Source organism: Imperialibacter sp. (assembly GCF_040222385.1).
Lineage (GTDB): Bacteria > Bacteroidota > Bacteroidia > Cytophagales > Cyclobacteriaceae > Imperialibacter.
This window is the reverse complement of sequence record NZ_JAVKDF010000059.1, coordinates 14,248-39,665: the sequence shown is the minus strand read 5'-3', so window position 1 is coordinate 39,665 and position 25,418 is coordinate 14,248. Positions and strand designations below refer to the sequence as shown.

23 protein-coding genes are annotated in these 25,418 nt (G+C 47.0%); 7 read left to right on the top strand and 16 right to left on the bottom strand.

Features of this window, described 5'->3' with window-relative positions; genetic code table 11:
• Positions 1-79: 79 nt before the first annotated feature.
• On the bottom strand, positions 80-811 hold the full coding sequence (locus RIG68_RS27650; RefSeq protein WP_350130118.1) for a hypothetical protein: 732 nt from the start codon (positions 809-811) through the stop codon (positions 80-82).
• Positions 812-961: 150 nt separating this feature from the next.
• Between RIG68_RS27650 and RIG68_RS27645 the strand changes: the two genes are divergently transcribed.
• Positions 962-1,858, top strand: a complete 897-nt coding sequence (locus RIG68_RS27645) for a response regulator transcription factor (RefSeq protein WP_350130116.1) — start codon at positions 962-964, stop codon at positions 1,856-1,858.
• Positions 1,859-1,960: 102 nt separating this feature from the next.
• Here RIG68_RS27645 and mltA read toward each other — a convergent pair whose 3' ends face one another.
• The 7 genes from mltA to RIG68_RS27610 form a co-directional block, all read right to left on the bottom strand.
• Positions 1,961-3,109: a murein transglycosylase A gene (gene mltA, locus RIG68_RS27640; RefSeq protein WP_350130114.1), complete on the bottom strand. Its 1,149-nt coding sequence runs from the start codon at positions 3,107-3,109 to the stop codon at positions 1,961-1,963.
• Complete coding sequence (locus RIG68_RS27635) at positions 3,109-3,888, bottom strand: phosphatidylinositol-specific phospholipase C/glycerophosphodiester phosphodiesterase family protein (protein ID WP_350130112.1); 780 nt, start codon at positions 3,886-3,888, stop codon at positions 3,109-3,111. The genes mltA and RIG68_RS27635 overlap by 1 nt, the downstream gene beginning before the upstream one ends.
• A 97-nt stretch (positions 3,889-3,985) precedes the next feature.
• Positions 3,986-4,141: a type II toxin-antitoxin system antitoxin gene (locus RIG68_RS27630; protein ID WP_151997859.1), complete on the bottom strand. Its 156-nt coding sequence runs from the start codon at positions 4,139-4,141 to the stop codon at positions 3,986-3,988.
• A 6-nt stretch (positions 4,142-4,147) separates the two neighbouring features.
• Entirely contained in the window at positions 4,148-4,666 is a 519-nt protein-coding gene (locus tag RIG68_RS27625; RefSeq protein WP_350130110.1) for a hypothetical protein, read from the bottom strand.
• The gene (locus RIG68_RS27620; RefSeq protein WP_350077358.1) at positions 4,666-4,818 is read right to left on the bottom strand and encodes a hypothetical protein; all 153 of its coding nucleotides are present in this window, start codon (positions 4,816-4,818) and stop codon (positions 4,666-4,668) included. The genes RIG68_RS27625 and RIG68_RS27620 overlap by 1 nt, the downstream gene beginning before the upstream one ends.
• Before the next feature lie 3 nt (positions 4,819-4,821).
• Positions 4,822-5,676, bottom strand: coding sequence for an SPFH domain-containing protein (locus RIG68_RS27615; RefSeq protein WP_350077360.1), 855 nt, complete (start codon positions 5,674-5,676; stop codon positions 4,822-4,824).
• Between the two features lie 128 nt (positions 5,677-5,804).
• Positions 5,805-7,139, bottom strand: coding sequence for a YfcC family protein (locus RIG68_RS27610; protein WP_350130108.1), 1,335 nt, complete (start codon positions 7,137-7,139; stop codon positions 5,805-5,807).
• 157 nt (positions 7,140-7,296) lie between these two features.
• Between RIG68_RS27610 and RIG68_RS27605 the strand changes: the two genes are divergently transcribed.
• From RIG68_RS27605 to RIG68_RS27590, 4 genes are all read left to right on the top strand, one after another.
• Entirely contained in the window at positions 7,297-7,812 is a 516-nt protein-coding gene (locus tag RIG68_RS27605) for a hypothetical protein (RefSeq protein ID WP_350077364.1), read from the top strand.
• Positions 7,813-7,862: 50 nt separating this feature from the next.
• On the top strand, positions 7,863-10,226 hold the full coding sequence (locus RIG68_RS27600; protein WP_350130106.1) for an ABC transporter permease: 2,364 nt from the start codon (positions 7,863-7,865) through the stop codon (positions 10,224-10,226).
• A 119-nt stretch (positions 10,227-10,345) separates the two neighbouring features.
• Positions 10,346-10,636 (top strand): YciI family protein, encoded by a 291-nt coding sequence (locus tag RIG68_RS27595; protein ID WP_350130104.1) that lies wholly within the window; start codon positions 10,346-10,348, stop codon positions 10,634-10,636.
• Between the two features lie 55 nt (positions 10,637-10,691).
• Entirely contained in the window at positions 10,692-11,825 is a 1,134-nt protein-coding gene (locus RIG68_RS27590; RefSeq protein ID WP_350130102.1) for a sugar phosphate isomerase/epimerase family protein, read from the top strand.
• A 187-nt stretch (positions 11,826-12,012) separates the two neighbouring features.
• On the opposite strand, the gene RIG68_RS27585 is transcribed toward RIG68_RS27590, so the two are convergent.
• The 8 genes from RIG68_RS27585 to RIG68_RS27550 all read right to left on the bottom strand — a co-directional run bounded on the left by RIG68_RS27585 (position 12,013) and on the right by RIG68_RS27550 (position 23,509).
• On the bottom strand, positions 12,013-13,305 hold the full coding sequence (locus tag RIG68_RS27585; protein WP_350130100.1) for a Gfo/Idh/MocA family protein: 1,293 nt from the start codon (positions 13,303-13,305) through the stop codon (positions 12,013-12,015).
• Between the two features lie 266 nt (positions 13,306-13,571).
• The gene (locus tag RIG68_RS27580; protein ID WP_350130098.1) at positions 13,572-15,695 is read right to left on the bottom strand and encodes a CehA/McbA family metallohydrolase; all 2,124 of its coding nucleotides are present in this window, start codon (positions 15,693-15,695) and stop codon (positions 13,572-13,574) included.
• 253 nt (positions 15,696-15,948) lie between these two features.
• Positions 15,949-16,584, bottom strand: coding sequence for a M23 family metallopeptidase (locus RIG68_RS27575; RefSeq protein WP_350130096.1), 636 nt, complete (start codon positions 16,582-16,584; stop codon positions 15,949-15,951).
• 79 nt (positions 16,585-16,663) lie between these two features.
• Complete coding sequence (locus RIG68_RS27570) at positions 16,664-19,255, bottom strand: CotH kinase family protein (RefSeq protein ID WP_350130094.1); 2,592 nt, start codon at positions 19,253-19,255, stop codon at positions 16,664-16,666.
• 64 nt (positions 19,256-19,319) lie between these two features.
• Positions 19,320-19,778: a hypothetical protein gene (locus RIG68_RS27565; RefSeq protein WP_350130092.1), complete on the bottom strand. Its 459-nt coding sequence runs from the start codon at positions 19,776-19,778 to the stop codon at positions 19,320-19,322.
• A complete protein-coding gene (locus tag RIG68_RS27560; RefSeq protein ID WP_350130090.1) occupies positions 19,750-21,570 on the bottom strand; it encodes a DUF885 domain-containing protein in 1,821 nt (606 codons plus the stop codon). Before RIG68_RS27560 ends, RIG68_RS27565 begins: the two co-directional genes overlap by 29 nt.
• A 103-nt stretch (positions 21,571-21,673) precedes the next feature.
• Complete coding sequence (locus tag RIG68_RS27555) at positions 21,674-22,660, bottom strand: aldo/keto reductase (RefSeq protein ID WP_350130088.1); 987 nt, start codon at positions 22,658-22,660, stop codon at positions 21,674-21,676.
• A 195-nt stretch (positions 22,661-22,855) separates the two neighbouring features.
• Positions 22,856-23,509 (bottom strand): c-type cytochrome, encoded by a 654-nt coding sequence (locus RIG68_RS27550; protein ID WP_350130086.1) that lies wholly within the window; start codon positions 23,507-23,509, stop codon positions 22,856-22,858.
• A gap of 168 nt (positions 23,510-23,677) precedes the next feature.
• On the opposite strand from RIG68_RS27550, the gene RIG68_RS27545 reads away from it, so the two are divergent.
• Both RIG68_RS27545 and RIG68_RS27540 read left to right on the top strand, forming a co-directional pair.
• Positions 23,678-24,700 (top strand): sensor histidine kinase, encoded by a 1,023-nt coding sequence (locus tag RIG68_RS27545; protein WP_350130084.1) that lies wholly within the window; start codon positions 23,678-23,680, stop codon positions 24,698-24,700.
• Positions 24,697-25,386 (top strand): LytR/AlgR family response regulator transcription factor, encoded by a 690-nt coding sequence (locus RIG68_RS27540; protein ID WP_350130082.1) that lies wholly within the window; start codon positions 24,697-24,699, stop codon positions 25,384-25,386. Before RIG68_RS27545 ends, RIG68_RS27540 begins: the two co-directional genes overlap by 4 nt.
• Positions 25,387-25,418 lie beyond the last annotated feature (32 nt).

Below are 25,418 nucleotides of genomic sequence, written 5' to 3'. Positions count from 1 at the left end.
AGCTGTCACTAACAAAAAAGCCCTCGCCACGCAGCAAGGGCTTTTTTGTTAGGCTTTGTCTCTCATTTAAAGGGAGTGATCAAACTGCCTCTTCACTCGGCGGAAAGAAATCTTCACCCTTTTCATCCAGCACCGATTGATACAATGAAGCAAACGACGCTTTGATCCACATCACAGCGGGGAATACGCCAACGAAGAAGCAGATAAATCCGAGGATGAAAATAAAGATGGACAGAAAGCCCAGACCAAAGATCTTCCAGCCATGGCCCCTGGTCAGCTTCCAGCTGGTTTCTACGGCGCTGATGGGGTCAAGTCCTTTGTCCATCACCAGGTAGGAGGAGAAGGCCAATCTGCAGCCGACGATAATGCCGGGTATAATAAAAGCCACCAACGCCATGCCCACTAGTCCCACTATCAGCAGGTGATTAAGAATTATGGTCAGGTAATTATTAACACCATTAATGAAATCCTTAAAGTCCAGTTTTTGTCGCCTTACTCCCTGCACGAAAATCAGGTCAGCGCCATAGTCAAATACCGGCATGACCAGGAGGAAATGAGCGGCAGCAAGAAACTCAGCGAATATGATGCCTGGGGTTAGGCCTCGTTCGAAGTCGAGACTGAAAACCGATTTGACGAAATTGCCTTCGCCGGTAAGGCCACGGCCAAAGAGTTCCATCAATCCATCCAGCAAGCTGAGCAGAATGATGATAAGAAAGAAATAAAGGAAGTTGGCCTTCATCGTTTCCCAGCCTGAGGACAAAGCCTTTCCTACGCCGGGAGTTGTTGTTGTAAAATCATTTGAGTTTGACATTGAGATATAATTTTGTTGATGACTCAAATTTAGGAGGAGTGCCCGCCATCCTTTAACTACCAAAGTAGTGTTTTTACTTTCACTACTTTAGTATTGAAGCTACTTTGGTAGTGGAGTATACTTTAGCCAAAGTAACCGACGAATTATTTAATGACTGTAGAAGGACTGGTATTCTGGATAAGCTTTATTTTTTGCCTGGCGCTGACGGCGGGAGGCATTATGGTGATTTTCAGGTTCACCAAACTGAAGGCGCTACCGGCTTTCCAGCACCTGCAGTATTTTTTGATTTTGTTATACACCTTTGGCTTCTACAGCCTTTGGAGTGAGTCGTTTATTGCCTTTATGCCTTTTGCAGAACAGGTAAAACCCTTTTCAAAGGTACTGACTGTGCTCGGCATTCCATTTATTATTTTCAGTGCGGCGCAGCAAATGTACTGGTGCAAGCATGTGGCGGTAAAAGGCACGCATTGGGTCATTATTCCCTCCCTGGCAGTTATTGTTAGCATCGTTGCAGCCATTCAATACTATGCGCTGGAATGGACAATACTCACGTCGCTGCCCAACGTCTATGCTGTGTTTGGCTTTGTTGCTTCGACTTTCTGTGGAACGATCTTTCTCACTCAAAAAACGAACCTTTTGTCGACCAGAGATCGTCTGGTACTTACTGCGGCGCTTTTTGCCCTGGCTACCTTTTATGGCTTTGAGTACATGACATCCACCGTTAATGTTATGCTTCAGGCCATAAGTCATTTCGTGTTCTTCCTGCTCAACACTTTCATTGCCGTTTACTTCGTGTATACCATCAAATATGAAGCTGCCAAAGGAATCGAGGCTCCATCAACGGAGGCGTTTATTGCCAGGTTCGCTCTCACTGCCCGTGAATCCGAAATTGTCAGGGAGATATACAGTGGCAAGACCAACCAGGAGATCGCCGATACGTTGTTTGTGACGTTGCAGACAATCAAAGACCACACCTCAAGGATTTACCAAAAGACCGATGTGAAGAGCCGGGCCCAGCTGATCAGGCTGATGCGTGATTTTGTTTGACTTCAAAGACTACAAAAGTTTGGTAGGAAGAGGAAAGGTCAGGATTGCTTCTTGCGTAGGATTGTTGCGAAAGGGAGCTCCTCTGGCGAAACTTTTGTAGTCTCATTCGGCTAAAATCAGCCACAAATTGCCATAATGATGCATAGCACTGGCTTTTTTGAGCGCTTCATCGCCCACACCCATGTACACATCTACATGACCCGGGCCTTTGATGGCGCCGCCCTTGTCCTGCGCTGTGACTATGGTAAAGTCATGCCTCAGCAGCCTGCCGCTTTCGTCCAGCACTGGCAAGCGGGCCAGTAAAACAGCACCCAGCGGAATAAACTGTGTGTCGACTGCTATGGAGTGCTCCGGAGTAAGAGGGAAGCCATAAGCACCTTTTGGCTCTTCTTTGACGGGCGCCAGGAAGGTGTAAGACTGGTTCTTGTAAAGAATAGTCTCAAGGCTGTCGGGGTTTTGTTCAAACCAATTCCTGATACTCTGGAGCGAAATGTCGCTTTCTGAAATGTGTCCCTGTGCAATCATGTATTTGCCCATGCTGGAATAGGGTAGTCCGTTTTGCCCATTAAAAGCCAAAAACTGTAGCGAGCCGTCGGGAAAGGCCGCATAACCAGAGCCCTGCACTTGCAGGAAGTAATTTTCGAGAAGACTGGACGTCCAGACGACTTCAAGGCCTTTGTTTTTCAAAGCACCCTGTCCGTCTATCTGCTTTCGGGTAAGGGGCTTTTGGCCGGATTCCGAAGGCTTTTTGTAAATCGGGTATTTGTATTTCTCTGTGGCTACTGGGCTGGCCTCCAGAACCGGAGTGAAGTAGGCGGTAAAGTGCACATTGCCTTTCCCGTCCTCACCTTTGATCTGGTACAGGCTGAACGAGGAAGCAGTCGCTGGATTTTCGATGGATTCGATAAGTGCCCGCAACGTATTTCGAAGCTTTTCGTTGGTCGGTTTCAGGTTTTCGAGGTTGTGCTTTTGATCGGGATCCTTCAAAAAGAGGTATCGGTATTGGTTTTTTAAAGACACGATCAGGGCCGAGTCGCTGTGCGCAAGCGCCTGCCGAAACCCTTCCCAGCTTTCTTTCTTAGTGTAAAGCAAAGGCAACGTGGCGGCTGTATTGTCTTTTCCGTTTCCCTCGAAATCGTAGCCATGGCCAATGCTTGTTGGCTTAGTTTGGCTGGTGGCCACAAACGGAGAGAAAGAAAGGCTAAGAAAAGTGAGGCTGGCAAAAATAAGCCTTATCAATTTGGATGCCATTATCTCGACAGTAGAAAGGTTTTTAGTTCCGTTAAATTGTCGGCGTTAAGCAAATCAACACCGTTGTTAATCAACACCTGCCATGAGGCCGGATCATCAGGTGTAGCCCAAAGTCTTAATTTTTTCCCTTCCTTGTGGGCAGCATCGCTCAGCTGCCTGATCTTAAGCCGGATGTCGAACGGAATTTCGCCATTGCCGTTCCAGAAGCCAAGCGACTTGAAGGAGGTGCTTACTACAGGCATTTTATCGGCATTTATGCCCTGACCAAGGTCGTTGGGTCGGCCATCGAGGCTGACCAGATTCTCAGGGTCGTTCAATATTGCGCCAATAGGTCTTTCTCCGGAAATAAAGATTGTTACCGGGCCATCCTGAGTTTTTGTCCTAAGGAGGTGTTTGTAAGGCTGCAACTGTTCAATGAGTTTGGCGTAGGTGCCCTCAGGATCGTTTTTGAAATCGATCATGAGGTAAAAAGATCCACTATAGCCCTGATACACCTGCCCATTATTGGCCTTAACAACATCGTTGAGAGGCTGGAGGTAGAGTTCTGTCAAGGTCTTCGTGTTCTTCAACGAAACAGGCTTGTTGTGCGTCACATAAAGCTCATCTTTGATAAGGAAAATGTCGGCTTCTACACTGGTGAACCCATTTGAAAGTGCATCGAAGAGTGGTCTGTCATGCTCATAGTCGTTGTGAGCATGGGCATTGGGCAGGGGGATAATTTGGCCCGGTAACAGGAAGCTAATGAAAACGAAGGGCAGGAGGACAAAGAATGCTTTCATATGCCAAAAATAGTCAATCCCGGATTATTGAAAGAAAGCTGTCAAGTAGGGCAGGATTTTGGAGGAAAGCAAAGGACGACAGCAATATTAAGAAAGGTTAATCCTTCTTTCCTCTTCCCGAATCTTTCAGGGCTTTGTTGATGATCCATTCTATCTGCCCATTGGTGCTGCGAAATTCGTCAGCAGCCCACTTCTCAATAGATTTGAGCATCTCTTCGTCAATTCGAATCACAAATGCTTTTTTCTTCCCCATCACAAATTATTTCCCGTTCATCTTAAAATCTGTCAAAGCATTGAGCATCTCGTCAGGCATGTTAGTTGACAGCAAAATGGTTTTTCCGTTGATAAGCTTCAATTCTACAAAATATTTCCTTGCCATCATGTACGACGCCTTTTTCGTAAAGGGATTGTAGTGCATGCGGCTTTTTCTCATCTTTTGAAACCATTTAGCTTTTTCCACCCGAAAGCTTTCTATTTCTTCGGGAGCAATTTCCTTCCACTTGACGAACGGAGGCATCCTGAAGCGAAACCTGTATTTATTGATGTCAATTTCTAATCGTTGGCTGGCTACTAAACTGAAGACCAATGCAGTGAAAACAAAGGCCCCCGTTGCGATGAGTAGATATTTTACCGTAATGTCATTTCCATCACCTCCGGTTGCTTTCAGAGCTTCCTGATAAGTCAAAACAAGCGGGCCGACAATGGCACCAATAGACATAAGGGCCAAAAAAATAAGTAGCCCTTTGTCTATTCTTTGCGTTTCTCTAAACTCAGTCATTACCGTATCCTTTCAAGCAACACCACAATCCCTCCATGATCATTAGTGAAATTGACTACTCTCCAGCCTGTCATCACCATTTCATTCAATTTCCTTTCAAACTTTTCCAGGCTTTCCAAACCACCTTTTTTTAAGAATTTATACTTTTCCATGGTTTAATGATTTAAGGTTCCTGTATTGATAACCGGACTGGTGTCTTTGTCGGAACAAAGCACCACCATGAGGTTGCTGACCATTGCAGCCTTTTTGTCTTCGTCCAGGTCAATGATCTGTTTTTTAGAGAGTTCTGCAAGTGCCGCCTCCACCATGCCCACAGCTCCTTCCACAATTTTGAATCTGGCAGCAACAATAGCTGTCGCTTGCTGCCGCTTTAGCATAGCCTGGGCAATTTCTTCTGCATAGGCCAGGTAGCCAATTCTCGCTTCGAGTACTTCAATGCCAGCAATGTCAAGTCTTTCTTCTAACTCTTTTTCGAGGTTGTGATTCACTTCCTCAAGGCCTGACCTCAGCGAAACCTCCTCTTCATGGTCGTCGAAATTGTCGTAAGGATAGCGACCGGCCAGCTTTCTCACAGCCGCATCTGTCTGCACCCGCACGAAGCTCACATAATCATCTACCTCAAAGGCAGCTTTGAAAGTCTCTTTCACTTTCCAAACAAGGATCACACTGATCATGACTGGGTTGCCCAGCTTGTCGTTCACTTTCAGTCTTTCGCTGTCGAAATTGCGGGCACGCAGAGAGATCTTCTGCTTTTGATACAGTGGGTTAACAAAAAAGAAACCATTGTTCTTCACCGTACCCTTGTATTCACCAAACAGGGTAAGCACTCTCGACTCGTTGGGGTTCACAAAAAAGAAACCGGGAGTCATCATAATAGCCAGCACGACAAAAATGGCTGACAAAGGCATGCGGGCTACAGCCAGCCCAAGGATGCCACCGATGAGAAAAATCAGGAATAATGCGATCATAGGATAGCCGGATGTAGGTTTGTTAATCTTTTCAGTGTCCATATCAGAATGATTTAATATGATATTAATTTGATATCAATATACGACAAAGTTTTAGAATGGTTGCATCTAGGTTAAATAATTGTTGCGAAGCGAAGTGAGGGAAGGGCTGAAAAATCAGCTCCGACAGGCTAAATATTGAACAGCAGGGCCATTATTAAGGCAACAGCAGCCACACCAAAAATTGTCAGCAGAGCCTTCCAGATAAACCTGAACCAGTCGTCGTAGGCGACGCCGGCCGCAGCAATCACTGCCATGAGTGTGCCGTTGGTGGGGGTGATAAGATCGGTGAGGCTGGCACCGTATTGATAAGCAAGCACTACAATTTGGCGTGACATGCCGGTGAGGTCAGCAATGGGTGCCAGTAGTGGCATGGTAAGCATCGCCTGCCCGGAAGTGCTGGGAACAGGAATGTGTATGATAACGTGAGAGATCATCATGCCAATAGCTGTGATCATTTGTGGGAGACCATCCAGCGGCGAGAACAGGGCATGCACGATAGTGTCGACAATCATCCCCTCCTGCATAATCAGAAAAATGGCCCTGGCAAATCCAACTACTACACAGGCGAATACCATGTCTCTGAAGCCAGCAGTGTAGGCTTCGCCGGTGCCGTTGAAGCCTAACTTCCCAATGACGCCGGCAGTGATTCCCAGGGCAAAGAAAGGAGCTGCCATTTGCAGAAAGTCCCATTCCAGCTTTACGGCCCCGTAAATCATTACCCCAAAGGTTACTAGCAGAAGGGACAAGATAGCCACAGACCTGAGCGACAATTTGGGAGATGGGGATGCCAAGTTCATCGTGCTACCTGTTTTTGATTTTCCGTACTTCAGCACAAAGAAAATCCAGATAGCCAGTGCAATGACTGTAAAAGCGATACGGAACAGGCTGTCAGAAAATGGCTCCACGCCAGCCACCTTTTGGGCAATCAGCACGACAAACGGATTGGACGGGCCAAAGGATCCCCCAATATTGGCGCTTCCGAAGCTTATCGCCACAGCGGCCTCTTTGGTGTAGCCGGTTTTGGCGGTGAGCAGTAATACGATGGGCATCATGGCTATCACTTCTTCTGCAAGGCCGTTCAGCACGCCTCCAATGCAAAAAACGATGCCAACGAATACCATCAGGGCCATTTCGGCATTCTTGAATTTGGTCACGAGCCAGCCCAGGGCTTCATTGAAGGCTCCCGTTTTTTCAATCACATAAAAGCAGCCACCTAAAATAAGAATGAAGGCAATGACATCGGCACTGCTCACAATGCCTTTGGGGATGGCCACCAGCATGTCGAAGAAAGCGACCGGTTGATTTTCTATGGTATGATAACTTCCCTGTACCACCACATCCCTTCCAGTGGCTTCGTCCGGCACCCTGTCATACAGCCCTGCGGGCACCAGCCAGGTCATGACAGCGGCTGCGGCGATAAACAAAAGCATGATCATGATCGGATGCGGGAAGTTACGCTTCATAGGTCGGTGATTAGCAACTTTCAATATAGGGATTAGTTGATGAGAAATTAGGGTTGTTTTTGAGCAGGTGGGTTTACTTTTCTCGCTTGCCGTTCAAAGTTTCTGCTGGAATAGACATTTCGGATACCTGTTTTACCTTTGCAGCCAAATCATGATTATGAACCTTCCACGGATTAAGCCCTTTAGTTATAAAACCGCCGATCAGTATTACTTCAAGCTGTCGCTCATTTTTTACTTGCTTGCAGCGGTTCCGATGGTGCCGTTTATTATTGTATACCTCCAAATGCAGGAAGGCGAACTAACACCCCCGCTTGGTGCGGAGCTGAATGCGACAATCACGGCTATACTGGCTGTGTTTGCTTTCGGCAATGTGGTACTGGGGATGCGACTTTACAAACAGGAAATTCAGCCTCTGAAGTCACTGACCTCGCTTCGTGACAGGCTTGACTTGTTTCTTCATGCATCCGTTGTTCAGTATAGCTGCATGGAAGCGGCCACCATCATGGCTGTAGCTGGTCTGTACCTTACCCGGATGACATTCTTCGTACTGCTTTACCTGGGCATGCTGATCATTTTTGCGCAGGTTCGACCAGAAATGCGCCGCATAAGCAAACAGTTGAAAATGACGAAAGAAGAGGAGGATATCGTTTATCAAAAGAAGGAAATTGACTGAGATGTAACCACAAGCAGAAAATTGAGTAACCCGTAAAACTCAATCCTGTCATGGTCAAAAACTACTTCACTATCGCATTGCGGGTTCTTCGCAGAGACCGGCTTTTTTCCATTGTCAACATCCTCGGCCTTTCAGTCGGGTTGACAACCGTACTTTTTATCTTTTTGTGGGTGAAGGACGAGCTCTCTTTTGATCAGTTTCATGAAGAGATCGAAAGTATCTATTACGTGTATGAGCATCAGGCATACACAAACAGCAGTCAGAGTTTTTACTCCTACGTCACACCTGGCCCGCTGGCGCCAACACTACAGGAAAAATACCCGGAAATTGAGCATGCGGTTCGTTTTACCTGGGCTACCTTCAATGTGAAGGTGGGAGACTTGCTGGTAAATGAAGACCAGGTGTACATGACCGATCAGAGCTTCTTTGATGTTTTTTCCTTTCCGGTTTTGAGAGGAAAAAGGGAAACACTTCTCACCGATCCGTCTTCTATCGTTATCACCAGAGACCTGGCCGTCAAGTACTTTGGTAGCGACTGGGAGCTGCAAGATGTGGTTGGCCAGGCAATTCGCCTCGACGACAAGTGGAATGTGGCTGTAAGTGGCGTGGTAGAAAACCCTCCCCGTCAGTCAGGTCTGCAGTTTCATGCCGTGGTTCCTTTCCACTTTCTTGCCGACCGCTGGGGTAGCTGGATAGAAACAGACTGGGGTTCCAATGCCTTACGAACCTACGTTAAGCTCACCTCAGGAACAAACGCTCAAGCATTGGCCAGCACATTCATTGACGAGGTGAAAACCCAAAATGAAGGGTCGAACGTGGAATTGTATCTCTTGCCCTTTTCAGACCTGCACCTCACAGCACTCAATGGAAAGAACGATCCCAAAACCTATTTAAGAATATTTGTGGTGGCGGCTATATTCATCCTGCTCATTGCCTGTATCAACTTTACTAACCTGGCTACCGCACGGGCGATGAAACGTGCCAAAGAAATAGGAGTGAGGAAGTCGATAGGCGCTATGAGAAACCAGCTGATCGGGCAATACCTGATGGAGTCATTGGTGCTGGCGCTGGTTTCCTCTATAGTAGCCATTGCCCTTGCCGCTGTTTTGTTGCCTTGGTTCAATCTGGCCTCGGGCAAACAACTGCTTTGGACAGATGTAGATGCTACGTTTGCTATCGGCCTGGCTGCGATTGTTGGGTTGACAGGCCTTTTTGCCGGTATTTACCCTGCATTTTACCTTTCGTCTTTCAAGCCGGTGGAAGTGCTCAAAGGAACGGTGAAGTTGCAGGGAGGTTTGTTCCGAAAAGTGCTCGTCATTCTTCAGTTTACCCTTTCTACTGTGCTTATCCTTTCTACGATTGTAGTGAACCGGCAGCTTTCCTTTATGAAAAACAAAGACCTCGGGTATAAGCTGGAGAATGTGATTTACCTGGAAGTGAAAGGCGACCCAAGAGCTGCCTACAAAGCGCTTGAGGCCGGGGCAGCTCGCTTTCCTGATATCATTAGTCTGACGGTAGCGGATCAGGTGCCCATCGATGGTGGTTATTCAACGGGAAATATGGACTGGGAGGGCAAAGACCCTGAAATGGATGTGAATGTGTATTTCATTAACACGGGCTATAGTTTTCTTGAAACACTTGGCATTGACCTATTGGCTGGAAGGCCACATTCAAGGGAGTTCTCAACTGACACTATGAATGTTGTGATCAACGAGGCCATGGCAAAGCTGATTGGGCGATCAGCGGAAGAGCTGGTGGGTGAAAGGTTCAGGTTGTGGCAAAATGAAGGAAAGATCGTAGGCGTGGTGAAGAACTATCACTTCCAAAAAATGAATGCAGAGATCGGGCCACAGGTGATTTCTCTGAGCCCACGTCGTGGCAGCAATCTGATAGCCAGAATATCCGGCGCCGACTTGCAAGCATCGCTGGCCAGCTTGCAAACCATTTGGGAGGAGGCCGTGCCGAACCAGCCTTTCGACTATTCGTTTCTTGATCAGGAGTTCAATGAAGTGTACGAAAAAGAAGCACAAGTAAGTCAGCTATTTACATCATTCTCGGTGATAGCCATTCTGATTTCCTGTATCGGGTTGTTTGGGCTGGCCTCTTTTGTGGCGGCACAAATGCGTAAAGAAATAGGCTTGCGAAAAGTGTTGGGGGCGACCATGCAGCAGATCGTTTTTGCGTTTTCGAAAAGATTTCTTGGCTGGGTCATAATGGCCAATATCCTTGGTCTGCCGGTGGGCTATTGGCTAATGAATTTATGGTTGGAAGAATATGCCTATCGCATCACAGTTCAGCCGATCATGCTAGCGGCAGTGGCATTGCTTACCCTTGGCATTACGCTCACCACCATTTTGTACCAGTCGATCAGCAGCGCTGCAACGAATCCGGCAGATGTGCTGAGACATGAATGATCAACCACTGAGCGAGGAAGCCTTTTGATTTACTGGCCTGTTGGTTACTTTAGCTAACAGTTGTGTGTCGCCCACAACAGAACTGAAAAGTGAATTAAAAACAAGGAGAGAATAGCCTAATGTTCATTGTGAACCTGACCTACAAAACTGAATTGGCCAGCATTGACCAATTTTTAGACGAACATATTGAATTTCTGAATGAACAATATGAATTGGGAAATTTCCTGGCTTCTGGCCGAAAAATTCCAAGAACCGGTGGAATAATATTATGCAAAGTTGGCAGTAAATCGGAATTGGAAAAAATTATAGAAAAAGACCCTTTCAAGAAAAATGAGTTGGCGGATTATGAATTGACTGAATTTGTGCCGAGCAAAACTTGTGAGGAGTTAGGATTTTTACTCGCAAAATAGGTACTAACACACGCAACTACTCAAAGCCAAGACCACTCACCAACAATTGAATCCTATGAACAATCAACTCTGGTTTATGACGTCCGCCTTCGATTACCTGAAGCTGGAGCAAATCATTGAAAGAGCTAAAGAAGTAGGCGTGCAGGGCCTCGACCTCTGCGTGTTTCGAAGAGACGGCACCCGCCAGGACCATGTGGCTACTCATTTGGACTACGAAAACTTTGGGACTGAGGAAGCCAGCCGCATCATTGACCTGTTCAATACCCATCAATTGAAGCTGTCTATCGGAGCTTTTGAAAACCTGATAGGAGGAGACGAAGCAGAAAGGGTGAATAACCAAAATCACCTTCTCAAACTGATCCGCATTGCCCACTTGCTGGGTGGCGACGAAAACGATGTGAAAGTGGGCACCTTCGTTGGCTACAATCATGAAATGGGGAATACTGAAGGTGGCTTCCAGAAAAACCTGGATGAGTATGCCCGGATTTTCAGCCCCATCGTGAAGTATGCGGAGGATTTGGGAGTGACCATCCTCTACGAAAACTGCCCCATGGAAGGCTGGAAGTCGGAGGGATTTACCACTACCTTCAACAACCTGCCTGGCGTGCTCGCTGCCCGCAAGCTGATGTACGAGCTGATTCCCAGCAAAGCGCATGGCGAAATCTATGACCCTTCGCACGACGTGTGGCAGAACATTGACCCAGCAGAAGTAATCAAAGCGATGGACATCACCCGGCTTCATCGCCTCCATGTAAAAGCTACCAGAAACCTTGACAATGCCACCCGTACGCATTGGGGGGCGATGTATCCGATGCAGGCTGTGAACAAAGAACTTGCTGCCAGGGCTGGGGTTCCTGTTCCAGCCCATAGCTGGGACCGTCACAATTACGAAGCCATGGTGCCGGGCTTTGGTGGCTCCGACAGCATGGACTGGCGGAAGTTTGTGGATGTGCTGAATGAAAGGGGTTTCAATGGCCCTTATGAGATGGAAAATGAAGCCAAGCTTTCCAAAGCTACCGGGAACGAGGGTGCCATTATGCAGGGCTACAAGGCAAGTTTGCTTTTTCTGGCGCCGATGCTATGGCCGCTGGGAGAGAAAGGCTATGCGTATGATCGAGGCAAAAACGCACCGTTGAAGCAGCCGAGAAGGGAGGATTTGAAGATCGTGTCGATGAACGATTTGTCTTAGGGGAGTTAAAAAGGTAGTCATAGAGAGGAGGAACTTATTTGCGTTGCGACAAACAAGCCCTTATATCAAAGAATCAGTTTTCTTGCTGGCTGACTTCCATCATGAAATTGTGTGCGAAAGATAAAACTAAAAATCCATCCTCATGACAGTTGGGTCACAAGGATGGACTTGCCAAAATTGTCACAACCTAAAACTTCCTGTAAGGTGCTTCCAGGAGCTTATTGGCCCTTGCTTCATCGAATTGCTGCGTTCCATTGTTCCAATGCAAGGTCTCATTTGGGAATCGATTGGCAACAACTCCCAAAAGGATGGCCTCCGTTAATCGGGCCGCATATGAGAATGGCGCACTGGTTTTGTCCTTGCCCAAGCAGGCGTCCACGAATTGGTGATAGTGATCGGCTTTCGGCAGATCGGGGAAGTCCACCTTTTCGTATTTACCGTCAACAATCAGTTTTGGGTAGTCGATATGCGGCAGAAGTAGTCTTCCCTTTTCACCAATAAACATGGCACCCTGATCCGGAAGTTTATCGGCACCCGGCATTGCCAGCTCTTCATGACTGTCAGGCGCATCTACGCCGTCGTACCACACCCACTTGAAGTTCTCAGTGGTGAATTTCGTAGCTGGAAATTCGTAGGTTACTACGTTCTTTTCGGGGTGGCCAAAGCCTGTTGGCTTTCGGCAACTTGTGGTAATGGTCTTAGGCACGTCCAGCGCCAGGGCAGTGTAGGGGGTGTCGAAAATATGAACGCCCATATCGCCCAGGGTGCCGCAGCCAAAGTCAAGTATTTTTCTCCAGTTGCCAGGGTGATAATAGCCCTCTTTGTAAGCTCTTTCAGGCGCAGTTCCCAGCCACAGATTCCAGTCCAGTGTGGTTGGCACAGGGTCGCTACCTGTAGGTGCAGGGCCGTCGAAGCCCCAGTTTTTGTTGGACCACGCCCTCACGGTCTGCACTTTCCCAATAATGCCTGACTGGATCAGGTCAACAGTGCCCCGGTACTGGTTCCACGAGTGAATCTGTATGCCCATTTGGGTGATCAGCTTGTTGTCTTCAGCCATTTTGCGCATAGCCCTGGCCTCAGACACGTGGTGAGTCAGGGGCTTTTGGCAATACACGGGCTTGCCCATTTGCATGGCCAGTATGGAGGCGGGCGCATGGGTATGGTCAGGCGTTGAAACGATCACCGCATCGATACTTTTGCCTATTTCGTCAAACAGCTTTCGGTAGTCCGTAAATACTTTGGCCCCTTTATGGAGTTTATTGGCCGCCGCCAGGTTGTTGGCGTCTACATCGCAAAGGGCAGTTACGTCTACCAGCTTGTGCGATGAGATGGACTTGAGGTCTTCGCCACCCATACCACCCACGCCAATATGGGCAGTTCTGAGCCGGTCGATCTTGACCCTGGCCCAGGAGGAAGAGGACAAGAAAGCGATAGAGGAGGCAGCTAGTGCAGTATTTTTGAGGAAGAGTCTTCTTTTCATGAGAGTATAATTTGTTTCAACACCCTAATTTTGGTTTTTTAATTGGTTTATCCATCATCAGGCCCATCCAGTTATCAAATAATCGACGGTCTGGCACCAGGGCTTCTCTTTTGGCAGAATTGAATGGATTAAGGTAATGTGACCGGATACAGCATAAAGCTTTCGTGTACATCTCTTGCAGGTGCATCGCCCAATTTCCCAATGACTGGGCAGAGTGTTTGCAGGTAATCTTAGTGAGAGGAAGCTTGTGTTCCTCAGGCTGGAGCCTACTCTATCTTCCTTCCCAGGCTCTCCGCCTGCTCAATTATTTTCACATATACTGCCTTTCCCTTATTGAGCTCTTCGAGCACTAGCTTCTTTTGGTCGGCTTCATAGAAAAGACCTTTTGTTTCTACCCATTCGGAAAGCCGGTCGATGATGGCAATGAATCTTTGTGCTGGTTCGGCGTAGCCAGCGGCTCTGCCTTCAAAGTCTACATACACCGGATTTGAGTGAGCTCCTCCACACCTGATGGCCAACCAGCCCGAGTCTTCCAGCGTAATCTTAGTGAGCTTATCAGTAGTGTTGGTAATCATTTTGCCGTTGAATACAATCTCCACCGGCACCTTTCCTTTAGGAGTGAGCGCCTCTGCCATAACCTCAAAGGTTGCGGGCGTTTTGCCTGTCTTCAACACACTCCCCGGCTGCCGGCCGTTTACCGTGAAAAAGAGCATAGGCCCGTTGGTAATGAAGCTTTTCCCCTGCTGTAGGCCTGCACGCCAGTTGTCCAACGTAAAAGGCTTGTCTTCCAGGTTCACATACACTCTTGGCGTGTCTTTGATGATCCAGTCGGGGCCGGCGGTGGCGGGTATCCTGAAGCCACAATTGAGGATGTCGTACCAGATGTCCAGCTGCCCACCGTTGCCGGCTATTTCGGCCATTTGGATCTTGCCCAAAGCAATATCAACCGGCATCTCAAATCCCGAGGAGGGCCATGGCGTTTTGATTTGGTCTGTGCCTTTGAAGTTTCCAAAATGGGCAGCGATGGTAGTAGCGCCCTGTTCAATGGCCTCATCCAAAATATAAGAATTGGGTGGGTAGTCGGGGCCACCCAACTCACCTACAGCACCGGAACTAATGGGTTGTATCAGCTCATTCAGCCCCAGAAAGGCGAGATGACCATAGGGGTTGTTTCGAAACTCTTCTCCATAGGTGATCAAATGCTCTGATGTACTAAAAGCCTTTCTTTCGCCCATGGGAAATTCGTTGGCATAAATGGCGTGTGTTTCCCACTCACCTTTCAATGTGAGGATAGCCGATACATTGAGGCCTTCGCTTTTGGAAATCAAAGGCCAGTATTGGCTGAACTGAACCGGTATGCCCACGTCGGTGGTATGGATATGCGTTTGGCCGGAGTACCAACTCAGCGCTGGCATGTTGATCCATCGCTCCATGGCAACATCTACAACGCCATTTTCGGGAACCTTCACCGTAACAGGTTTGTACTCAAATCCATGGTAAATAGTAGCTGTTTTGCCAACAGCGCTTACTCCCAATTCCGCTTCGCCATCGATATAGAAGTAAGGGCCTGGCTGATAGTCCCAAAAAATGGATCTCCAGCCATCGTTTTCGTTCCTGCCTACGGCATAGGAGGGCCCTTTAATGGGTGTCCAATAGCTTTTGTTCGCCGCATCTTTCACCTCTATGCGGGAAGCAAGGGGTTTGCCGGTGAGTTTGTCGGTAACGTTGAATTTGATTCCCTCTTTAAATGGAGCATCCCTTTTGACAGGTGATCGCCCAGGCGCTGGCAGCACTACCTTGTACGCATTGTTGGCAGGGAGTAGCGAAAATGGAGGATCCTGCATGGGGATACCCTGCATCCGTATGGTGGCTGACGCCTTGTTTCCAAGACTGTCGCTCATTTGGATGGTTTGAGTCAATGCCTTCTCAGTGAGCGGCGTGCAAACGGCAAAGGTGTAGCCAATTGACTCCGGAGCCAGGGCGATGGTCTTATTCCAAAACAATACCTCATCGCTCAAATCGGCTTTCATGACTAGTTCTGTGGCCACGCTTCGTCGATTTTCAATTTCGATAACCACTACTTTGAAATGCCCAACTTGCACATTTGCTACCGGTGCTTCCGACGAGCTTTTGATCGATTGGTCTACCACCACATTTAACGAAGGGCCTTTACGGGCCATTCCGGCAAAGTAGGCTCGACACTCTTCCAAAAGCTGCCTTTGTTTAGCTCTGGTTACGCCTATTTGCTTCATTACCTTACTGTCTACCATTAGCAAGTTTTGCTCATCGGTCAGCTCCCGAATCTTCCACGACGCCACCCTTAGCTCATTCCAGATATTGAATAACCTTGCCGCAGCAGGGTCGTCAATCCTCAAGAGTTGTATGGCCATAAGGTAATCGTTTAACTCAGCCAGCACGGGGTCGGAATGTCGGGGATGTGCTTCAGTACGGGTATTGATGTTGAAACAAAAAACAAAAAAGAATAGCAGTAGAGAGGTATGTTTTGTCATCATTGAGAGCTGCTTGATTTTGGGTGCTGATTAAAACTAGCAAAAATGATGGACTTTTCGGCTCCAGATTGTTCAATGGTTAACCCACTGTTCAAGTCGCAGGAGCAAATTACGTGATGCAACTGGCGTTGGGTTACAGCCGCTCTTTCAAAAACTCCATTGGGTGATGAAAATGCTTTCTTAAATCGTCCCTCGTGTAACACGTCAGCGTGTAGGAATAGAAATATCTTTCTGGTTTAGTACTATCCGGCTTCAAAGCTAATGGCCGGGTCTTTAATACTTCAAAGTGAAAGTGGTCGAACTGCCAGCCATATTTATTTAGCTCCATTTTGTTCATGAATCGTGCTATGGGCCTATCGGGGCTTACCGGCTGATGCAGCTCTACCTCAATACCGGCAATGTGTTCGTAGAGCGTCCAAAACTTGCCCCTTCCATCCTGGTGTTCAATAATTAGTTGAGCGTAAGGCCCGTCTGTTCGCTTGCTGATAACAAGGCCGTCTTTGACTGGAAAGATCGGCTCATCAAAGTAATTTCTGGTGGGCCGTTTGATATCGATACCAGTGTGATAGTGAGCCGGAATGCCAGGTCTTTCCTTCCTCATCAGCCCGAATTCGCCAATGTCGGTCAAAACGATAGCATTCACCGAAGTTCGGCCTCCTGCGTTAATGGGTAGGAAGAAACTTGTTTCAAAACTATAAACGAGGAGTGTTGCTATCAGCAGTAAACCGGTATTGAGCATATGGATTGAGTCGAATGTGTATCTGTACACAAATTAAAAAACATGACCTAAATGCAATGATCGGGTAAGGTTCAACTTTAGATCACTTGGGCCAAAGCCTGGCAGAGAATTACCTCTTCACCATCATTCTATTCACTTGCACATAGGTATTGTCGAACTGCATCATGACAAAGTAAACCCCTTCATTCAGTTGGTCGATCCGGTATGCCAGTTCGTAATTATTTGGCTGTTGATTGGCGTCTACAATGGTATCGACTTCTCGTCCCTCCACATCAAAAAGCTTGATCACCACTTTGCCGCCTTTTGATATTTCATAGGAAAGGGTGGTCAAGCCATTTACTGTTGGGTTGGGGTAATTTTGGTGGAGACTGAAACCGAATTTCTGACCTGAAATTGCAGCTGGATCAACGGCTAGTAGGATGTTGCCATCGTTGAATTTGCCCGGAGACCCCTTGGCTACCGAAGCTCTCCAGCTGGCGGCCAGGTTATTGTCATATTCAGGGTCGATGAGCTCCAGCGTTGAGCCTTCTCCATCTGCTTCGGTTGGCCACGGACTTTCATCATCATACCTCACCGAATCGACCAAAATGCCTTCCCGAGTGAAAAGCTTAACTACCTCCCCGCCATTGCTGAACTTGAAACCGAGACCGCCCAGCCTGTTGGTCACCTTCGGGAAAAGGACATCAAAATCGGTCAATGATTCACAAACCACCAAATACCCTTTTCCATCAATAGTGGTATTCTCCAGAAAGGTAAACAAATTCTCTTCGCTGTCATCTTGCAGTTTCCATCCAGAGATGTTGAGCTTGTAGTCATTGGGATTGTAAAGCTCAACCCAGTCGCCTGAGTTACGGCCATCTGCTGAGTGGTAGTTGATTTCGTTGATCACCAGAGGCAAGTTTCCATCAGGGTTCTCAACAAAGTGGGCGACTATGTTTGATGTTTCGGTGGGAGCTATTATCAACTCCTCAGATGAGATAGTTTGATTTTCCACCTCCCAATGAGAAAATAGAAAACCGTCATTAGCAATGGCTGTTAATTTTAATTCTACCTCATCGAAATAGCTGGCAGTAGATAACTCTGGCAGGACTTTATCAAATAACTTGACGACCCCACCCGAGGCTCCATTCGTCTCAATAGTAATTGCTGACCTTTCCCCTATAGAGAAGTACTCCTGCAAGTGCTCGATTGCAAAAGGTTCTCGCTTTGGCAAGAACGACCTGACATTCTCTACGTTTGATTCCCATTCTTCCACAGAGTTGAATGTTGGTTGGGGCCATTCTTCGGACTTGTCAGGGTCAAGCTGCCCACCCCATCGGGCAATATGGCGTGGAATTTCATTAGCAATTCGTGCTTTAAAATCGTCTAGAACATGGCTGACTCTAAGGGTGTCAAAAGTCGTTGACAGGTGCCAGGCATAGGTTTGGATGAATCTATTCCTGAAGTCGGGATTTTCCAACAGCTTTCTCAAAAGAAGTGTAGACCAGGGAGGGTTGGGCCAGCTCGGCCCGTCGTCGGCAGTAGCCAGCGCCAGGGCGTTGGTATTGGCCCTGTATAACTGGAAGGTTTGGTCCCGGTCAAAAAGTATCCATCTCCATTTGTTGTAGGCCGAATTAGGAGCACTCCAAAACTTGATATTGTTGCCAGGCCAGTCCACTTCCGCCAGATGTATATTAGCTATTTCGTAGTCGATGAATTGGTTGATGTCTATCAGCTTCGATATTGTTTCATAATTAGCTGTGTTTGCCATATCTGATGCGGACAGAAAATCAGTCAACTTGGTGTATTGGCTGCTGTCTCCATGTGAGATTCTGGCATTTCTTTCAAGGACATTTACCTCGTCAGGGTCAACATTAAAGTTGCCCTCAAAGTAATGTTCATTCACTTTTTCTCTGATGTTGTGAATACCCCAATACTGGCCATTGATAAAAACTGCCACGGGCCTGTAAGCCATATAGTCAAGCTCCATATTGTCCCGAAGTGCATAGGCTGTGAAGGCGTCCTGGAACATTGTGCGAACCTGATCGTCGGCAGAACTTCGCAGCAGGAAAGATTCAAATTCATATATCTCCTTGTCCGGAAAAAGTTGATAATCAAAGGAGCCTTTTCCATATTCAGATCTCGCAAAAAGTGAAAATGACTTCTGAGGAAAGCGAGTCCTTGAGCAACCTCCAAAAATCTGTATTCCCGCCTGCTGATTAAGCCCGGGCTGTCCGTTCATTTCGTAGAGCTCAATATTGACAGGTCTCTCCCAGTCCTGGTTCAGGTTCCTTATCACGGGATCGCATGAGCCACGAATGCCGTTGGTTCCTGTCACATAAATACCACTCTCATCGCTGAAAAGATGAGCCGGGTCGGTCACCAGAGAGACAACTGGCAGATTGATGGGCTCCTGAATGAAGTAGGTTTGAGTGACAACCTCGCTGGAAGTGCCGTCTGAGCCAATGGCCACGGCTCGCAGAGCACCTGTTTCATTAAGCGAAATTGGTCCGGAATACTGGAACGAGTTTTCATCGGGAACAGCGCCGTTGGTAGAGTAATATATCGACGTCTGGTCATCTGCCGTCAAAGAGATGTGCGCTGGTGTCTGGTAGAAACCACCAGATTGTGAAAATTGAGGTGGGATGGGGGTTTGTAATTGAGCCAGGATCTGAGGCGGAACTGAAAAAAGAAGAAAAAGGATTCCTATTTGTTTAAGCATAGCTTCTCCACTTTGCGGAGCCCGAAGATAATAGATGTGCAGCTCGTAGGATGTTCAATCTTGTTCAAGTTTGTGCTTCATCAACTTTTTCAAGTGCCATCCGAAGGCATAAAATGGCCGAGACAATTGTGAAAGGTGTAAAAATGATCATTTCCCAAAAGCTTGCGGAGACAAGATTGCCGACTGTATTGATGGCAAAAACAAGAACCAGCAGCCAGAGTATGGCAGTGATCACAATAGCGGGAACCTTCACTCGTAAGTAGCCCGCCTTGATGGAGACAATAGCCACTATGAATAGATTAATGAGGATGGAAACGCTTTCAAATTGAATCATGTCCTCGTGGCTGCTCAGCCGCCCGCCCCAGGTAGCTTCGTAAGGAATAGCCCCTGTTATAATTAACAGGTGGCGGACCAAAACCAAGGCCGGTAATGTTATCATGGCTTTCGCCGCAAACTGGAAGTTGAGCTTTCTGATCATCTCCGCATAAGTGCTGTTAAATTTCCTGACTTTTGATCCAGCCATTAATTTTCTTTTCCAGCAGTACCAGCGGGAGACTACCAGTGTTCAATACCTGGTTGTGAAACTCCCTGATGCTGAACTTATCGCCAAGAGAAGCCTCAGCTTTTTTTCTCAACTCCTGAATCTTTAACTGGCCTATTTTGTAGGAAACGGCCTGTCCCGGGGTAGCCATGTACCGCTCAATGGATGCAATGATGGAGGCTTCGGACTCCGCTTCATTGTCGAGCGAATACTGGATCGCTTCTTCCCTCGTCCAGCCTTTGGCATGAATGCCCGTGTCGACAACAAGCCTGATGGCCCGGTGCATTTCCATGCTCAGCATGCCGAAGTACTGATACGGGTCGTCATACAGGCCAAGCTCTTTGCCCAGCGATTCGGCGTACAAAGCCCAGCCTTCTACAAATACACCGAGGCTTTCAGGATGCAGAAATTCAGGCAGGCTGGTGTTTTCCTGCTGAAGAGAAAGCTGGTAGTGATGGCCGGGAACTGCTTCATGCAGAAACAGTGCCTCGTCAGCAAAAATATTGTAGGTCTCCACGTCAGGTATCGGCACATAAAAAGTACCTGGCCTGGTGGCATCTTTGCTGCCTGGCACATACTCTGCACTGGCCGAAGCCTCTCTGAATGCTTCCGTGCGACGAACATTAAATGTAGCTTTGGGCTTCAGATCAAATACCTCCCCCAATCTGGCTTCTACACGTGTCCTTATTGTGTTGAAGCTGGCTATCACCTGCTCAGGTTCGGTGTATGGCATTTGACTTTTGCTGGTTCGCACATGCTCAAAAAAGGCCTTCATGTCGCCTTCAAAGCCGGTAGCGGCTTTGGCTTTCTCCATTTCAGCCAAAATCCTTTGCACCTCACTTTTGCCAAGATCATGGATTTCGTCGGCAGTCATGTTAGTAGTGGTGTGCAGGCGGAGCAAGTAATTATAGGTTGCTGACCCATTGGGTAAAGCACCAAGACCGGATGTCGCTGTTCCCGCAGGTAAATAGGTGTCGATCAGAAAATCCTGCAGCTCTTTGTACTTCGGGGCTAGCTTTCCGGTTATCATTTTATTGTAAGCCGTTGTCAACCTCTCTTTGTCTTCAGGCGAAAAGCTTTCCGGCATCATTCGGATGGGTGCATAATAAAGGTGCTCCCCGAGAGCGGCGTTGATAAAGCCATCCAACTGAGGAATCGTCTTCTCGATAAGCGCTTTCGGAGGTACAATGCCTGTGGCTATTCCCTCTTTCATTTTCACCATGGCGGTATCCAGGAAGGGCAGGTACGCATCGATCCGCCTAAGCCAGTTGTCATAGTCTTGCACGGTGTTAAATGGCTGAACGCTTTGTGCCCCAGCCAGCTGGGAAAAGTAAAGGTGCAGCGACTGGATTTGAAGGATGGGCATTAGTTCAAAGTTGGGCAGGTTGTAGATGGGTGATGCCATGGTCACAATTTTGTTGGTAAGGCCTTCCCGCTTAATGTCACAGTCCCAGGCCATCACCTGCATGCTCATCCATTGCGACGGACTTACCATGGTGGAATCGTATTGATCAAGTGCCTTCAGAAAATTGGTGTAGTTCTCTAAAAGGTCTGCCTGGTAGTCGTCGGCAATGAAGTTGGCTACCTTGTCGTTGTACTCCGATTCACCTGCCTTGGTGGCTTCTATGGGGTTAATGCGCAGCTTGAATTGATTGTAGGCATCGAAGAGGCTGTCGATGGCGGGGTTGGCGCCTTGTGGCTCAGTCGGTTTTGGGCTCGAACAGCTTGCCACGATTAACAATAGGGCGAGAGAACAGGTATAGAAAGATCTCATTGAATAGTTAGTTATTCTGAAGAGTTTTTGGAAGTAAGTTGGTAGTTAGCCCATTGATAGCCCAGGGTTTAAATCCTGGGCTATCAATGGGCGGTAACGGTATTCACCACAAATGGTGCACCTCTTTTTTGATATATGTTTCATAAATTTTGTTCATGGCCGCAATCTGCGTTGGTGTAAGCGGTGGGGTGTCGTAGGTAGACAAATTAGAAATCACCTGCTCTACCTTTGATGCGCCAGGAATGATGCAGCTTACTTCCTCAAAGCCGAGGATCCACCTAAGCGCTACCGGTGCCAGGTTGCTCACGCCGGGAAACAGAGCCTTCAGTTCGTCAACAGCTTTCAGGCCAAGGTCATAGTCAATGCCCGAAAAGGTCTCTCCTTTGTCGAACCTTTCACCATTTCTGTTGAAGTTTCTGTGGTCTCCCGAATCGAAAGTTGTTTTTGCATGGTAGGTGCCGGTAAGTAAGCCGCTGGCCAGTGGTACCCGAACGATGATACCGACATTCTTTCGCCTGGCTTCTTTGAAAAACAGCTCTGAAGGCCGTTGACGAAACAGGTTAAAGATGATCTGCACTGTAGCCACATTGTCGTACTCAATTGCTTTTAATGCCTCTTCTACTTTTTCAACGCTCACTCCCAGGTTAAGAATTTTCCCCTGCTCTTTCAGCCGGTCAAACAGCTCAAATATTTCCGGTCGATAGTAGACCTCAGCAGGAGGACAATGCAGCTGGATCAGATCCAGCGCCTCCAATCTTGTTCGTCTCAGGCTATCTTCCACAAACTTCTGGAGCACTTTAGGTTGATAGCCTTCGCTGGTGTGTGGGCTTATCTGCCTGCCGCATTTGGTGGCTACGAAAATCCGCTCCGGTCGGGAGCGAACTACCCGCCCTACAGCTGTTTCACTCAGGCCATTTTCGTACACATCTGCGGTGTCGATGAAGTTCACTCCTTGATCGATAGCCGTGTTGATGATTTTATCTGCTTCAGCGTCGTTAAAAGACGAGCCCCATTTGCCGCCTACCTGCCAGGTGCCAAGGGAGATTTCTGAGATCTTGAAGTTAGTTTTGCCGAGTTGTCTGTAGTTCATTGGTTGTAGGATTTTTCAGGACAAAGGCAGGGTGCTTAGTGTCCTTTCGATAAATAAAACACAAACACCTCAGAGTAAAAAGGGGAAATATGTAACCGGAGCAACTATTGGTACTATGATTTGGGATCCTCACCATTCCAATGGCCTATTCTTCCGGGGCGGTTTACAAATGGCTACTGCTTGCTTTCGAAGCTTTCAATTTTCAACCATATACTTTTCTACATATGTCACTACTGCTTCAATCTCTTCAGCTGACAATTCCTTCGAAAAAGATCGCATGACCGTGAGTGGGCTTCCTTCTTTGATAATTTCAATCTTTTGCTCTGTTGTAAGCTTTGATAGAGTGAGGTCAGCGGCATGAAAAAGTCCCTTTTTGCCATCGTTACCATGGCATTCTGCACAGATCGAAGAAAAGATAGCTCGTCCTTTTTCAGTATTTGATAGTGTGGCTACTTCAGGATGATCCTTTTCAAATGTGCTCCCGGCTTTTGGAAAAACTGGACTATCAGTGAAGGAGGTATACCCGGCCGCTGCCAGTAACAGGAGACCTAACAAGGAGGCTCCGACATAATTCATGGTAGAAATTCGACTAGCCCAAAACACCAAACCCAACAGCATTATTTTTAACGCATGATAGAGCTCAATCTTGCCAAGGATGATGATGGGATAAAGTCCTGAAACCAAAATGAGCCCGACAAAACAATAGTCAGCAATGCGAAATTTCCTCCGCATATTTGCCTGGTATTCTGGGCTATTAAGCCCAAAAAGTGAGATAGTGAGTCGCAGTAAGAGGTATAGTGCGAAGAGAACAGCTATGCCGGCATGAATCAATACGATGTTATTTTCCATTACCTCAAATTACCTTTTCATCTGGATGGAGTTTTAAATATTATTCGAATTGCGCAGGTTATTATGTGATTTGACTCTAGCCTAATCCAGAACCCGATTTATCTTACGTATAGGCTCTCTGCACAAAGGATAGAAAAGATTGAGTTTGTTACTTTTGAATCAAAAAGCTTGAAGAAAGACGTTTACTTCCACCTCCTTTTCTGGATCACTTACATGGCCATATTCACGTTCGTAGAGGGTGGGTATAACAATAAGTTTGATCAGGCATTCTACATGGAACTCGGCTACCTTCCACTGCGCCTGGTTGTGGTTTATTTAAACTATTTCTGGCTCCTGCCACAGTTTTTACTGAAAAAGAGAATTACTAGTTACCTTTTCTACTCTGTCGCCACTATTCTATTAGCCAGCCTGCTCAATCGACTTTTTTTCTACTGCTATCTGAACGCTATCATTTTTCCGGGTTGGAGCCAGGGCGATTTTTTTCAAGCCTATAAGTTCCTCCAGTCGTCAATGATCATCACATCTCCAATGATCTTTCTGATTGGCTTGGTGGTAATGAAGCGGTGGGTGTCTTCTGAGCGCCGGGCCCAGTTGTTGGAAAGCGAAAAGATAAAAGCGGAATTGGGCTACTTGCGGTCTCAGATCAACCCGCACTTTTTCTTTAACACACTTAATACTTTGTATGGATTGGCACTTAAAAAATCCGATCGAACGCCCGAGGTGGTCATGCAACTGTCTGAGCTTATGAGCTATATTCTTTATGAAGCTGACAAGGAATTGGTGCCTCTATCGAAGGAAATTGATCAGATAGAAAGGTATATTGAGTTAGAGCAGATACGCTATGAGAACAGATTTGAAACGGACATTGAGGTAAACGGAGATGTAGAGCTTTGCCAAATACCACCTCTAATTTTGCTGCCGTTTGTTGAAAACAGCTTTAAACACGGAGTAAATAAAAGCTCAAAAGATGGGTGGATATCAATTCGAATTACGAGTTCTGATGGTGGATTAGAATTTATCATCCAAAACAAAGTATTTGATGAGACTCAGAAAAAAGAGGGAAAGAATGGATTAGGAATCGCCAATGTAAAAAGGAGGCTCAACTTGCTTTATCCGGGAAGTCATACGCTAAGCTGTAAGAAACTCGGTGATATTTTTACAGTTCACATAACTATTCACAAAACGATATGAGACTCAATTGCCTGATAGTTGATGATGAGCCAATCGCTCAGGAAATTTTGGAGCGCTATATTGAGCCATTTGATCAAATCAATCTGGTTGGTAAGTGCCTCAATGCAATTGAAGCAAGTCAGCTGATCCAGCAGCAGGCGGTGGACCTCATATTCCTGGACGTCGAAATGCCTTACCTTGATGGATTGTCGTTTGTAAAGAGTTTAGAGCACCCACCGAAGGTTATCATTACCACGGCAAATAGAGAGTATGCACTTGAAGGCTATGAGTTGAATGTTGTAGACTACTTGTTAAAACCCATTTCTCAAGAGCGATTCCTGAAGGCTGTCAATAGAGTACTTACTAAGCCAACGCACCCCGAAAAATCTCCGTTGTATGTCTACCTGAAAGTCGACATGAAAATGGTCCAGGTTTTTCTTGACGAGATTTTATATATCCAGGGGCTCAGCAATTACGTGCGGGTTTTCTGCGAAAAACGAACGTTGATTACCTATCAGAAGTTAAGCCATCTGGAAGAGATATTACCTGCGGACGTTTTCTTTAGATCACACAGGTCGTACATCGTCAACCTGACTAAGATCAAATCCTACACAAGTCAGGACCTTGAAGTCGGGGAAACGGAAATTCCGGTTGGCGGAAACCACAGAGAAGCACTTATCAGGGTGCTGGCAAAGTTTCAAGCGTAATACCTGACCGCAAAATGACCACTCGCCTTTCT